Origin of the sequence: Actinomadura sp. NBRC 104425 (assembly GCF_030269545.1) — a bacterium.
In the GTDB taxonomy this organism is placed as follows: Bacteria; Actinomycetota; Actinomycetes; order Streptosporangiales; family Streptosporangiaceae; genus Spirillospora; species Spirillospora keratinilytica.
Genome location: NZ_BSTN01000008.1, coordinates 102,190 through 114,987, shown reverse-complemented (window position 1 = coordinate 114,987; position 12,798 = coordinate 102,190). Strand labels below are relative to the sequence as shown.

At 75.6% G+C, this 12,798-nt stretch carries 12 protein-coding genes; 6 read left to right on the top strand and 6 right to left on the bottom strand.

Features of this window, described 5'->3' with window-relative positions; translation table 11 throughout:
* Nucleotides 1-15 precede the first annotated feature (15 nt).
* Together QSK22_RS14960 and QSK22_RS14955 are read right to left on the bottom strand one after the other, a co-directional pair.
* Nucleotides 16-876 carry an IclR family transcriptional regulator gene (locus QSK22_RS14960; RefSeq protein ID WP_285494756.1) on the bottom strand — a complete coding sequence of 287 codons (861 nt, stop codon included), beginning with the start codon at nt 874-876 and terminating at the stop codon, nt 16-18.
* A 22-nt stretch (nt 877-898) separates the two neighbouring features.
* Entirely contained in the window at nt 899-2,470 is a 1,572-nt protein-coding gene (locus QSK22_RS14955; RefSeq protein ID WP_285494755.1) for an acyl-CoA synthetase, read from the bottom strand.
* A 112-nt stretch (nt 2,471-2,582) separates the two neighbouring features.
* Between QSK22_RS14955 and QSK22_RS14950 the strand changes: the two genes are divergently transcribed.
* The 6 genes from QSK22_RS14950 (at nt 2,583) to QSK22_RS14925 (ending at nt 8,622) form a co-directional block, all read left to right on the top strand.
* Nucleotides 2,583-3,497 carry a PaaX family transcriptional regulator gene (locus QSK22_RS14950; protein WP_285494754.1) on the top strand — a complete coding sequence of 305 codons (915 nt, stop codon included), beginning with the start codon at nt 2,583-2,585 and terminating at the stop codon, nt 3,495-3,497.
* A gap of 146 nt (nt 3,498-3,643) precedes the next feature.
* Nucleotides 3,644-4,489 (top strand): MIP/aquaporin family protein, encoded by an 846-nt coding sequence (locus QSK22_RS14945; RefSeq protein WP_285494753.1) that lies wholly within the window; start codon nt 3,644-3,646, stop codon nt 4,487-4,489.
* 102 nt (nt 4,490-4,591) lie between these two features.
* A complete protein-coding gene (gene glpK / locus QSK22_RS14940; protein ID WP_285494752.1) occupies nt 4,592-6,109 on the top strand; it encodes a glycerol kinase GlpK in 1,518 nt (505 codons plus the stop codon).
* Between the two features lie 145 nt (nt 6,110-6,254).
* The gene (locus tag QSK22_RS14935; protein ID WP_285494751.1) at nt 6,255-7,193 is read left to right on the top strand and encodes a S1 family peptidase; all 939 of its coding nucleotides are present in this window, start codon (nt 6,255-6,257) and stop codon (nt 7,191-7,193) included.
* Nucleotides 7,194-7,258: 65 nt separating this feature from the next.
* Nucleotides 7,259-8,161, top strand: a complete 903-nt coding sequence (locus QSK22_RS14930) for a polysaccharide pyruvyl transferase family protein (RefSeq protein ID WP_285494750.1) — start codon at nt 7,259-7,261, stop codon at nt 8,159-8,161.
* A 59-nt stretch (nt 8,162-8,220) separates the two neighbouring features.
* Nucleotides 8,221-8,622, top strand: a complete 402-nt coding sequence (locus QSK22_RS14925; protein WP_285494749.1) for a DUF2267 domain-containing protein — start codon at nt 8,221-8,223, stop codon at nt 8,620-8,622.
* A 58-nt stretch (nt 8,623-8,680) separates the two neighbouring features.
* Here QSK22_RS14925 and QSK22_RS14920 read toward each other — a convergent pair whose 3' ends face one another.
* From QSK22_RS14920 to rfaE2, 4 genes are read right to left on the bottom strand one after another with little or no spacing between them, the layout of a single operon-like run.
* Nucleotides 8,681-9,649, bottom strand: coding sequence for a UDP-glucuronic acid decarboxylase family protein (locus QSK22_RS14920; RefSeq protein ID WP_285494748.1), 969 nt, complete (start codon nt 9,647-9,649; stop codon nt 8,681-8,683).
* A complete protein-coding gene (locus QSK22_RS14915; protein WP_285494747.1) occupies nt 9,537-10,601 on the bottom strand; it encodes a glycosyltransferase family 9 protein in 1,065 nt (354 codons plus the stop codon). The genes QSK22_RS14920 and QSK22_RS14915 overlap by 113 nt, the downstream gene beginning before the upstream one ends.
* On the bottom strand, nt 10,598-11,284 hold the full coding sequence (locus tag QSK22_RS14910) for an SDR family oxidoreductase (protein WP_285494746.1): 687 nt from the start codon (nt 11,282-11,284) through the stop codon (nt 10,598-10,600). The genes QSK22_RS14915 and QSK22_RS14910 overlap by 4 nt, the downstream gene beginning before the upstream one ends.
* A complete protein-coding gene (rfaE2, locus tag QSK22_RS14905; protein ID WP_285494745.1) occupies nt 11,281-12,759 on the bottom strand; it encodes a D-glycero-beta-D-manno-heptose 1-phosphate adenylyltransferase in 1,479 nt (492 codons plus the stop codon). Before rfaE2 ends, QSK22_RS14910 begins: the two co-directional genes overlap by 4 nt.
* Between the last annotated feature and the right edge of the window lie 39 nt (nt 12,760-12,798).

Genomic DNA, 12,798 nt, shown 5'->3' with positions numbered 1-12,798 from the left:
AAAATCCCGCCGGGCTCAGACGCGGGCGGTGGCGCCGGCGGGACGGCGCAGCGCCCGCGGGGCGCCGAGCGCGCGCGAGATGCCGCGTGCGCTGGCGCGCACCGCCGGGATGAGGGCGCGCGCGTCGGACGAGTGGGACGGCACCACGATCGACACGGCCGCGACCACGGTGTCGTCCGGCCCGTAGACCGGCGCGGCCACCGACAGTGCGATCAGCTCCACCTGCCCGTCGCTGACCGCCACGCCGGTGCGGCGGACCTCGGCCAGCACGCGGCGCAGCTCGGCGCCCGAGCAGATGGTCTTGGGCGTGAACCGCCGCAGCGGCCCGGCGATCGCCCGCTCCTGCAGCTCGGGGTCGGCGTAGGCGAGCAGCGCCAGGCCCACGCCGGTCGCGTGCGCGGGCCAGCGGCCGCCGACGCGGGTGAACACGTGCACCGCGTTGCGGGCGCGGATGCGCTCGATGTAGACGACCTCCAGCCCGTCCAGCACCGCCAGCTGCACGTTCTCGTGCGTCGCCTCGTACAGGTCCTCCAGGAACGGCATGGCCGCCTCGCGCAGCGCCTGCCCGCGCGGCGCCAGCGCCGCCACCTCCCACAGGCGCAGGCCGATGCGGTACAGGCCGTCCCCGTCGCGCTCCAGCGCGCCCCAGCGGGTCAGCTCGGCGATCAGCCGGTGCGCGGTGGCGGGCGGCAGCCCGGCGCGGCGGCTGATGTCCGACAGCGACAGCGCGGGCCGCTCGGGGGAGAAGGCGTCCAGGATGCCGAGCACCCGGCGGGTGACCGACGGTCGCCCGGCGTCGGACTCGGCGCCGGGGGCGGTGCGCAGCCGGGGCGGGGACGCGGCGGCGACCGCAGGGGCGGGCCCGGTGGCGTTCATGGACGGCGGCTCCTGGGGCGGGTCACGGCTCCGTCGGGGGAGCCTGCTCGGCGGGACGGGACGCGGGCGCGGCGGACCCCGGCCCGGCCGCGCCGTACTCGGCGCGCAGCCGGGCCTTGAGCACCTTGCCCGCGGCGTTGCGCGGGATGGCGTCGGTGATCACCACCGACTTGGGGATCTTGTACTTGGCCAGCCGGTCCGCCAGCGGCGCCAGCACCCGCTCGGCGGTCAGCTCGGCCCCGGGGCGCGGCACCACGATCGCGCGGCCGACCTCGCCCCACGTGCCGTCGGGCACGCCGATCACCGCGCACTCCAGCACGTCGGGGTCGGCCAGGATGGCGTTCTCGACCTCGGCCGGATAGATGTTCTCCCCGCCCGAGACGATCATGTCCTTGATCCGGTCGACGATGTAGGCGTAGCCGTCCTCGTCGACCCGGGCGGCGTCGCCGGTGTGGAACCAGCCGTCGGTGAACACGCGGGCGGTCTCCTCCGGCAGCCCCCAGTAACCGGACATCACGTGCGGGCCCTTGACGACGACCTCGCCGGTCTCGCCCGGAGGCACCGCCCGCATGTCCGGCCCCACCACCCTGACGTCGCTGAAGAAGTGCGGCACCCCCGCCGACCCGGCCTTGGCGACCGCGTGCGCCGCGTCCAGGAACAGTACCCCGGGCGAGGCCTCCGTCATCCCGTATCCCTGCAGGAAGGTCAGCCCGCGCTCCTGGTAGGCGGCGATCAGCGACGTCGGCACGGGCGCGCCGCCGCAGGTCAGCAACCGCAGCGAGGACAGGTCCGCGGCCGGCCACCGCGGCGACCGGGCGATCTGCTGGAACATCGTGGGCACCCCGAACATGAACGTGATCCGGTGCCGCTCGACCAGGTCGAGCGCCGCGTCGGGGTCGAACCGCTCGACCAGCACGCAGCAGCCGCCCTTCAGCAGCACCGGCAGGGTGAGCATGTTGAGCCCGGCGGTGTGGAACAGCGGCGCCGACACCAGCGCGACTTCGTCGGCGACCAGGTCGTGGTCGACCAGGACGTTGACGGTGTTCCAGGTGATGTTGCCGTGGGTGAGCACGGCGCCCTTGGGCCGCCCGGTGGTGCCGGACGTGTACATGATCATGCACGGGTCGTCCAGGCCCACGGGCTCGTCGATCGGGTCGGCGGCCGCGGCGGCCAGCAGCTCCTCGTACCCGCCGCGGTCCGCCTCCAGCGGAACGTATGCCCGCACGCCGGCGCCGCCGCGGATGCCGTCGACCAGCTCGGCGTGGCTCGGGGCGTACACCAGCACGGCCGCGCCCGAGTCGGCCAGCTGGTAGGCGATCTCCGGTCCGGCCAGGCGGGTGTTGAGGGGCACGAACACGGCGCCGAGCGCGCCGGCGGCGAACAGCGTCTCCAGAAAGGCCGGGTGGTTGGGGCCGAGGTAGGCGACGCGGTCGCCGCGCCGGACGCCCAGGCCGCGCAGGACGTGCGCCAGCCGGGTGACCCGTTGGTGCATCTCGGCGTACGTGCGACTCTGGTCCTGGTAGACCAGGGCGGGGCGGTTCGGGGTCTTGCGGGCGCGGCGGGCCGGCCACGACCCGAGTCCTTCGTTGCGCATGATCGTCCCCCAGGGGCGAGGCGAAGCCGGTGGCGACAGCCCGAACATAGGCGTAGCATTGACGACCGTCAATAATCTGCCCAACATCAGATTGCGACAGGGGGCCGGGCCGGTGCGCGAGCGAACGTCCACGCAGAACCGCGGATCCACCGACGGCGCCCCCGACGCCGACCCCGGGCTCGCCCCGCCGAAGCTGCGGCCCCAGGCCCTCATGCTGACGTTCCTGGGCAACTACGTGCTGCGGCGCGACATCGCGGTGTTCTCCGGCAGCTTCATCGAGGTGTTCGACCGGCTGGGCGTGGGCGAGCAGGCCATCCGCTCCACGCTCACCCGCATGGTCGGACGCGACCTGCTGGCCCGCCACCGGCGCGGCCGCCGCATGCACTTCGGCCTGACCGAGCGCTCGGCGCGCATCCTGGTCGACGGCGAGCGCCGCGTCTGGCAGCGCGGCGCGGTCAACACCGACTGGGACGGCCAGTGGACGGTGCTGGCCTTCTCCATGCCCGAGTCCTGGCAGCGGCAGCGGCACGACCTGCGCTCCCGGCTGATCTGGGCCGGGTTCGGGCCGCTCGGCAACGGCATGTGGGTGACGCCGTCGCGGGTGGACGTCGCCCAGGTCATCGAGGGCCTCGGGCTCAACGGGCGGGTCAAGGTGTTCGGCGGCCCGGCCGAGCCGCCCACCGACGTGCCGGGGATGATCCGCGACGCGTTCGACCTGGACGGGCTGGCCGCCGGGTACCGCGCCTTCCTGCACCGCTGGGACCGCCCCGACCCGGTGCCGCAGGCGCCCGACGACCTGGCCCGCTACCTGTGGATGCTCACCGAGTGGCTGCAGCTGGTGCGGGTCGACCCCTGGCTGCCGGTGGAGCACCTGCCGGCCGACTGGCCCGCGGTGCGCGCCCAGGAGGTGCTGCACGAGCTGCGGTCCCGCTACGAGGCGGCGGCGCGCCGCATCGCCGACGGGGCGATCGAGTTCATCGAGGCGCCTCATGTCGCGACTGCGGAGCCCGGCCCGCAGGGCCCGTGACGTCCCCGCCGGCACTGCGCCATGTGTTCGTCCAAGCGCGTACCGTCATTCCGCTTATCACGCTGGGTTACGGGAATATCCGTCCTTCCTGGAGGGCCGTTCACGTGCGGTGACGGTGACCGCGGCCGGCGGGGGAGGAGGCGACCATGGCGCGACGAGCCCCGCTCCCGCCGTGGCGGCTCGCCCCGATCGCCGGGGAGCTGAGCGCGGAGTGCGCCGGGACGATGATCCTCATCCTCTTCGGCGCGGGCGTGGTCGCCCAGGTCGTCGCGGGCGGAATCGGCGACCACGACAGCATCGCCTGGGCCTGGGGCATCGGCGTCACCCTGGGCGTCTACGTGTCGGCGCGGCTGAGCGGCGGCCACATCAACCCGGCGGTGACCGTCGCGCTCGCGGTCTTCCAGGGCTTTCCCCGGCGGAAGGTCGCCCCCTACGTCCTCGCGCAGACCGTCGGCGCCTTCACGGGCGCGCTGCTCGTCCGGTGGAACTACAGCGAGGTGCTGGCCGCCTTCGACCCCGGCCACACGATCAAGAGCCAGCTCGTGTTCTCCACCCTGCCGGGCAACGGCACCCTGCCGGTGGGGCTGTGGGGCGGCTTCCGCGACCAGATCATCGGCACCGCGATCCTGCTGTTCGTCATCCTCGCCCTGACCGACCTGCGCAACATGCCGCCGATGGCCGGCCTCACCCCGGTGGTGATCGGCCTGCTGGTGGTGGCGATCGGCATGGCCTGGGGCACGGACGCCGGGTACGCGATCAACCCCGCCCGCGACTTCGGCCCGCGCCTGGCCCAGTACCTCACCGGGTACGGCGGCGCCTGGCGCGACCAGTACGGCGGCCTGTACTTCTGGGTGCCGATCGCCGGCCCGCTACTGGGCGGGCTCGCCGGCGCCGCGCTCTACCACCTGCTGATCGGCTGCCACCTGCCGCCGCAGGCCGGACGCGGCGCCGAGGGCGCCGGCCGCGAGCCCGAGCGCGATGCCACGCCGTGAGCGGCCCGGTGCGCCGCCGGCGCTCGGCGTCTGCCCGGTCCGTCGCGGGGATTCGAGAGCCGGTGGGCGGAGCGCGTCCGCCCGCCGGGAGAGGAGGGCCTGATGGGGGACGTCGTGGGGGCTCTTGACCAGGGCACCACCAGCACCAGGTTCATGATCTTCGATCACGGCGGCAACGAGGTCGCCCGCCACCAGCTGGAGCACGAGCAGATCCTGCCGCGGGCGGGCTGGGTCGAGCACAACCCCACCGAGATCTGGGAGCGCACCCGCGCGGTCATCGAGACCACGCTCAACAAGGCGGGGGTGGGCGGCGGCGACCTGGCCGCGCTCGGCATCACCAACCAGCGCGAGACCACCGTGGTGTGGAACCGCCGCACCGGCCGCCCCTACCACAACGCCATCGTCTGGCAGGACACCCGCACCGACCGCATCGCCGCGGAGCTGGAGCGCGACGGGCGCGGCGAGACGATCCGGCACCGCGCCGGGCTGCCGCCCGCCACCTACTTCTCCGGCGGCAAGATCCAGTGGATCCTGGAGAACGTCGAAGGGGTGCGCCGCGACGCCGAGGCCGGCGAGGCGCTGTTCGGCAACATCGACGCCTGGCTGCTGTGGAACCTCACCGGCGGACGCGACGGCGGGGTGCACGTCACCGACGTCACCAACGCCGGCCGCACCATGCTGATGGACCTGGAGACCCTCGACTGGGACGACGAGCTGCTGTCGTTCTTCGGCATCCCCCGGGCCATGCTGCCGGAGATCCGCCCGTCGTCCGACCCGCGGGGCTACGGGGTGACCCGCGCCGACGGGCCGCTGCACGGCGAGGTGCCGCTCACCGGCGACCTCGGCGACCAGCAGGCCGCCACCGTCGGGCAGGTGTGCTTCGCGCCGGGCGAGGCCAAGAACACCTACGGCACGGGCAACTTCCTGCTGCTCAACACCGGCGAGGAGCCGGTGCGGTCGAAGGCCGGGATGCTGACGACGGTCTGCTACAAGTTCGGCGACGCCGAGCCTGTCTACGCGCTGGAGGGGTCGATCGCCGTCACCGGGTCGGCCGTGCAGTGGCTGCGCGACCAGCTCGGCATCATCTCCGGCGCCGCGCAGAGCGAGGCGCTGGCCCGCCAGGTCGACGACAACGGCGGCGTGTACTTCGTGCCCGCCTTCTCCGGGCTGTTCGCCCCCTACTGGCGCAGCGACGCCCGCGGCGCCATCGTCGGCCTGTCCCGCTACAACACCAACGCCCACCTGGCCCGCGCCACCCTGGAGTCCATCTGCTACCAGTCGCGCGACGTGGTCGAGGCCATGCGCCAGGACTCCGGCGTGTCGCTGGACGTGCTCAAGGTGGACGGCGGCGTCACCGCCAACGAGCTGTGCATGCAGCTGCAGGCCGACATCCTCGGCGTCCCGGTGTCGCGGCCCGTCGTCGCCGAGACCACCGCGCTCGGCGCCGCCTACGCCGCCGGGCTCGCCGTCGGGTTCTGGCGCAGCACCGACGAGCTGCGCCAGAACTGGAACGAGGACAGGCGGTGGCTGCCGCAGTGGGACGAGGAACGCCGCGAGAAGTCCTACGCGGCCTGGAAGAAGGCCGTCGAGCGCACGTTCGGCTGGGTCGACGTGCAGTGACGGCCGACGTGGAGGCGGCCGCCGCCGGTGGCCGCCGCGGGGCAAAGTGCTTGCCCTGGCGCCACACCGGTCACGTCAGTCCTTGGTTTTCACATCCGGCACAGTGATGATCTTGTCGGTGCCGTTCCGTCTGAGAGGAGCCCGCATGACCAGCAGATTCGCCGGGGCCGCCCGCGCCGTCGCCGCCTGCGCCGCCGCCCTCGCGGCCGTGGGCGGCGCCGCGTCCGCACCCGCCCACGCGCAGACCCCGCAACCCCAGGCACTCGCCACCGGCGGGCCGGTGCCCGACGGCGCGCGGACGGCCACCGCCGCGGCCGTCGAGCCGGTGACGGCCCGGCAGGTCAAACGGGTCGATTTCGCCGGTGCCGTCGCGCTCGACAACTGCTCCGGCGCCCTGGTGCGCGGGCCGCGCACGCGTGACACCGACGCTGCCCTGGTGCTCACCAACGGGCACTGCCTGGAGACCGGCATGCCCAAGGCCGGGCAGGTGTTCGTCGACCGGCCGTCCACGCGGTCGTTCACCCTGCTCGACCGGACCGGCAGGCGCACGCTGGGCACCGTGCGCGCCAACCGCATCGAGTACGCCACCATGACCGACACCGACGTGGCGGTGTACCGGCTCGGCACCACCTACCGCCGCCTCGCCCAGCGGTACGGGGTGCACGCGCTGCGGCTGGCGCCGTCGCGGCCGCGGCTCGGCACCCAGATCCGGGTGGTCTCCGGCTACTGGCGCAAGATCTACTCCTGCAAGATCGACGGTTTCGTGCACCGGCTCCGCGAGGCCGAGTGGACCTGGCGGGACTCCATCCGCTACAGCCCCGCCTGCAACACCGTCGGCGGCACCTCCGGCTCGCCCCTCGTGGACGCCGCCACCGGCCTGGTCGTCGGGATCAACAACACCGGCAACGAGAACGGCGAGCGCTGCACCCTCAACAACCCCTGCGAGGTCGACGGCGCGGGCAGGGTGCGGGTCCGCCATGGCGCCGACTACGGGCAGCAGACCTACCTGCTCGCCCGCTGCCTGGGCCGCGGCGGCGTCGAGCTGACCGCCCGCTGCGCCCTGCCCAAGCCCGCCGCCCGCTGACCGCGCCGCCCGGCCACTGCCGGGCCCGCGCGTTTGGCTCCCCGCCCGCGGGAACGTTCGGCCGCATGCGCGTACTGGTGGTGGGGTGGCCCAGCTTCGTCCACGGCGAGGCGACCGCCGGGGACGTGCTGGCGCTGGAGGCGGTGCGGCGGCGGCTGGCCGGGGCCGGGCTGCCTTGCGACGTCGCCTGGAGCCCGGTGTTCCGGCCCGGTGCGCTCACCCTGGAGCAGGCCCGGCCCGAGGACTACACGCACGTGGTGTTCGCGTGCGGCCCGCTGCGCGGCGAGCAGGTCGAGGGGCTGCACCGCCGGTACGCCCGGTGCCGCCGGGTGGCCGTCGGCGTCTCGGTCATCGATCCCGGGGATCCGGCCGCCGCCGGGTTCCACGCCGTGCTCCCGCGGGACGCGCCCGGCCGGCCCGCCCGGTGCGACCTGGCCGCGTCCGTCGCGGTCCCCGAGGTCCCCGTGGTCGGGGTGGTGCTCGTCCGGCGGCAGCGCGAGTACGGCGCGCGCGGCCGGCACGAACGCGTGGAGCGGGAGCTGACCGGCTGGCTGGGGCGGCGCGAGTGCGCCCGCCTGCCCCTGGAGACCCGGCTCGACCCGGGGGACTGGCGGCTCGCCGGCACCGCCGCCGAGCTGGAGAGCGCGGTCCGGCGGCTCGACCTGGTGGTCACCACCCGGATGCACGGGCTGGTGCTCGCGCTGAAGAACCGGGTGCCCGCGCTGGCCGTCGACCCCGTCGCGGGCGGCGCCAAGGTGACGGCGCAGGCCCGCGCGTGGGCGTGGCCCGCCGTGCTCACGCCGCCCGAGCACGCGGCGGGCCCGCGCCTGCTCGACCCCGCCGAGCTGGAGCGGTGGTGGCGGTGGTGCCTGTCGGGGGAGGGGGCCGCACGTGCCCGGGCGTGCCCGGAGCCCGTGCCGCTCGCCGACGGCCTGCTGGCCGCGCTGGACCTCGAGCGGACGCGTTAAGACCGCCTCAAGCCGGGCACCCGCCTCGAAAGGCAACTATGCGGAATAGAGGGGTTGAAATGCGGCATAGCGAATTTCTTGGGCGTGTACAGAACCGGGGAAGGCTGCCGGACCTCGGATACGCCGAGCGGGCCTGCCGCGCCACCCTGGAGACGCTGGGCGAGCGGGTACCCGAGGGGCTGGCCGACAACCTGGCCGCCCAGCTCCCCCACGAGATCGGCGAGCACCTGCGGCGCACCGAGGTCTACGGCGGCGCGGGCACCGGCGAGCGGTTCGACCGGCACGCCTTCGTCCGGCGCGTCGCCGAGCGGGCCGGCGTGGACGAGCAGAAGGCCGCCTTTCTCGCCCGCGTGGTCCTGGAGGTGGTCGACGAGGCCACCCAGGGCAGGATCATGGACCGGGTGTACGACAGCCTGTCGCCCGACATCCGGCGCCTCGTCACCGCGGGCAGCAGGGGCTGACCCCGCCGGGCCGCCCCGCCGCCGGTCCGCGCGGCCTTGCCGGGCCTGCTCCCGGCCTTTAGGCGCTGCGGGGGACCGGCAGCTCGCGCGCGAACCACTCGATCGTCCGGCGCAGGCCCTCCCGCACCGGCACCCGGGGCTCCCAGCCGAGCGTCCGGTACGCCAGCGCGGTGTCGGGGCGCCGCACAGCCGGGTCGTCGGCGGGCCGGTCGATGAAGCGGATCCGCGACCGCGAGCCGGTCAGCCCGATGACCAGCCGGGCCAGGTCGAGCATGGAGGTCTCGAACGGGCTGCCGATGTTCATCGGCCCCGGATGGTCCGACAGCGCGAGCGCCACGATGCCGCGCACGGTGTCGTCCACGTAGCAGATCGACCGGGTCTGCGACCCGTCCCCGGTCACCGTCACGGGCTCGCCGGTCAGCGCCTGCCGCAGGAAGGTCGGGACGGCCCGGCCGTCGTCGGGCCGCATCCGCGGGCCGTAGGTGTTGAAGATCCGCACGATGGCGGTGTCCAGCCCGCGCGAATGCCGGAACGCCGAGGTCAGCGCCTCGCCGAACCGCTTGGCCTCGTCGTAGACGCTGCGCGGCCCGACCGGGTTGACGTTGCCCCAGTACGACTCGGGCTGCGGATGCTCCAGCGGGTCCCCGTACACCTCCGAGGTGGAGGCCAGCACGAACCGGGCCCGCTTGCGCTCGGCCAGCTCCAGCGCGTGCCGGGTGCCCAGGCTGCCGGCCTCCAGCGTCTGGATCGGCAGCCGCAGGTAGTCGGCGGGCGACGCCGCCGACGCCAGGTGGAACACGTAGCCGACCGGGCCGAGCACGTCCACCGGCTCGGTCAGGTCGCGCCGGCGGAACTGGAAGTCCGGCCGCGCGGCCAGGTGGGCGATGTTGCGGGCGGTGCCGGTCAGCAGGTTGTCAACGCAGACCACCGAGATCCCCCGGGCCAGCAGCGCCTCGCACAGGTGCGAGCCGAGGAAGCCCGCGCCCCCGGTCACGACCGCGCGCGGATGCCTCCGCGGATGCCTCATCGTGTCCCCCTTCGCGTTCCAGCACTCCGCGCGCCGCGTCCAGGACGTCGGGCACGGAGATCTCCAGCAGCCCCGGATCGGGGGCCGGCCCGTGCGGGTCGCCGCGCCGCCCCGCCCACAGCACGCGGTGCTCGGCGCGGCCGGGCGGCGGCCCCCACACGGCGGGCGGCGTCGGGCCGAACAGCAGCACCGACGGCGTGCGGTACGCGGTGGCCAGGTGCCCGGTGCCGGTGTCGCCGCAGACGACGAGCCGGGCGTGCGCGACGAGCGCGGCCAGGTCCAGCGGCCCGGTGCGGCCCGACAGGTCGTCGGACGGGCCGAGCCCGGCCGCCCCGGCGACCCGCGCGGCCAGTGCGGCCTCGCCGGGGCCGCCGGTCACCACGACGCGGTGGCCGTCGGCGCGCAACGCCGCGGCGACCCGCGCGAACCGCTCGGGCGGCCAGCGCCGGGCCGGGCTGCCCGCGCCCGGGTGCACGACCACGGCGCCCGGAGCGGGCGAGGGGCGGTCCGGCTCCGCCAGGCCGAGGTCGCCCGGATCCGGGTCGAACCCGAAGGACGCCAGCAGCCGGCACCAGCGCGCGACCTCGTGCTCCTCGCCGCCGCGCGGCGGGTCGAACGGAGGCCCGGCCACGTCGGGCAGCCCCGGATGCGCGAACGCCAGCAGCCGCACCGGATGCAGGCCGCGCAGCACGCGGTGGCTCTGCGGCCCGCGTCCGTGCAGGTTGACCGCGAGGTCCACCGGGCCGCACGGCGGCAGCGGACGCAGCCCGCGCGCGGGCAGGACGTCGTCCACCGCCCCGGTCAGCCCGGCCAGCGGCGCCAGCGCGGCGGGCGCGGCCAGGGTGATGCGCCGCCCGGTCAGCGCCCGCCGCAGCGCGCGCAGCGCCGGGACGGCGGTCAGCAGGTCGCCCAGGCCGAGCGCCCGCAGCACCAGCACGCGGCGCCCCGTCACGGCCACGACGGTTCGCGCGACGGGCACACCACCAGTTCCCGCACCTCGCAGCCGGGCGGCTGGGACAGCGCGAACACCACCGCGGCGGCCACGTCCTCGGGCCGGTTGAGCTGCGCATCCGGGCCCGGCTTGTACTTGTCGTCGCGTCCGTCGAAGAACGCGGTGTCCATGCCGCCGGGGATCAGCATCGTCACCGCGACCTGACCGGCCAGCTCGGCGGCCAGCGCCCGGGTGAACCCGATGACGCCGAACTTGGAGGCGCAGTAGGCGGTGGCGTCGCTGAGCGCCCGCAGCCCCAGCGTGGAGGCGACGGTGACGACCCGCCCGTGGTGCGCCGCCTTCAGATACGGCAGCGCGGCGCGCACGACGGCGGCGGTGCCCAGCAGGTTGACCTGCACGACCCGCTCCCAGTCCGCGGCCTGCACGTCGCACAGCCGCCCGCACGCGTCGGTGCCCGCCGCGGTGACCACCGCGTCCAGGCCGCCGGCGCCGCGGGCCAGGCAGTGCACGGCGCGCTCGGCGGCGTGCCGGTCGGCCAGGTCGGCCAGGCAGTGCTGCCACCCGCCGCCCTCCGCTGCGGGCGGCTGCCGGTCGATGACCAGCGGCCGGTGCCCGTCCTTGGCGACCCGCTCGGCGACGGCCGCGCCGAGCCCCGAGGATCCGCCGGTGACCAGGACGTTCATGACGGTATTCCCTTCGATGTTCCCTTGGACGCCGACATTGCGTTCGACGCCGACGGCATGGGCGGCGCCGGATGCGCCGGGGGGAGGCGCGACAGCAGGCGGGTGGTGGAGCGGCCCTCCACGAAGGGCAGCAGCACCACCTCCCCGCCGTAGCGGCGCACGGTGTCGGCCTCCGGCAGGGCCGCGCCGGCGTAGTCGGCGCCCTTGACCCAGATGTCGGGGCGCAGGCGCTCCAGCAGCCGCTCGGGGGTGTCCTCGTCGAACACCACGGCCGCGTCGACGTCCGACAAAGCCTGCAGCACCCGCACCCGGTCGGCGGCGGTCGTCACCGGGCGGGCGGGGCCCTTGCGGCGGCGCACCGAGGCGTCGGAGTTGACGCATACGATCAGGCAGTCGCCCAGGCGGCGGGCCTGCTGCAGCAGGCTGACATGCCCGGCGTGCAGCAGGTCGAAGCAGCCGCCGGTCGCCACGACGGTGCCGCCCGCGCGGCGGGTGCGCTCCACCACGTCCCAGGCGTCGGCGTCGCGCCCGGGAGCGACGTGCGGCGATCCGGTCTCGGCCAGCCGCGCGGCGACGGCGCCCGCGGCGCCCGCGCCGACGAACTCGGCGGCCCGGCGCACGCCCGCGGCCACGGCCTCGGGCAGGCGCCCGCCGTCGGCCAGCACCTGCGCGGCGCGCGCCGCGAAGCTGTCGCCCGCCCCGCACGCGTCGCCCCGGGCCGGTTCGGCCGGGGCGAGGAACGGGGCGCCCCGCGGGCCGCAGGCGCCCTCGACCAGCAGCGCGCCGTCCGCGCCGAGGGTGACGGCCACGCCGTCCAGCTCCCAGGCCTCGGCGAGGAACCGGGCCCGCCGGGTCGCCGCCGACAGGCCGCCGCCGTCGATGGCGGCGCCGCACGCGGCGGCCAGCCGGGCCGCCTCGTCCTCGTTGGGCGTCATCAGGCGCGTGCCGGGCACCGGCGGGTCGCCGCGCGGATGCGGGTCCCACACGACCGGCACGCGCCCGCCCGCCTCCTCCAGCAGGGCGCGGACGGCGGCGTGCCCGGTGACGCCGCGGCCGTAGTCGGACACCAGCACCGCGCCCGCGCCCGCGATGGCCTGCGCGACGCTCGGGCCGACCGGGCCGTCCACGGCCCGGCCCTCGCCGACGTCCAGCCGCGCCACCGGCTGCCCCTCGGCGTGGATGCGCACCTTGCGGGGCGTGGCGCCGTGCAGGCGGAACGCCGCGACCTCCACGTGCGCGGCCAGCATCGCGCGCAGCCGGCGCCCGGGGTCGTCGTCGGCCAGCGCGGTGACCAGCACGACCTCGCGGCCGTCGGCGGCCGCCAGCAGCGCGGCCAGGCCCGCGCCGCCGGGGCGCGGCCGCTCCTCGGCCTGCTCGATGACGGGGACCGGCGCGTCGGGGCACAGCCGCCTGCTGCGGCCCGTGATGTCGATGTCCAGCAGCACGTCGCCGATGACGACGAGCGGTGCCGTCATGATGCCCTCCCGGGACGGGTGGCGGTCGGTGCGGGCGGC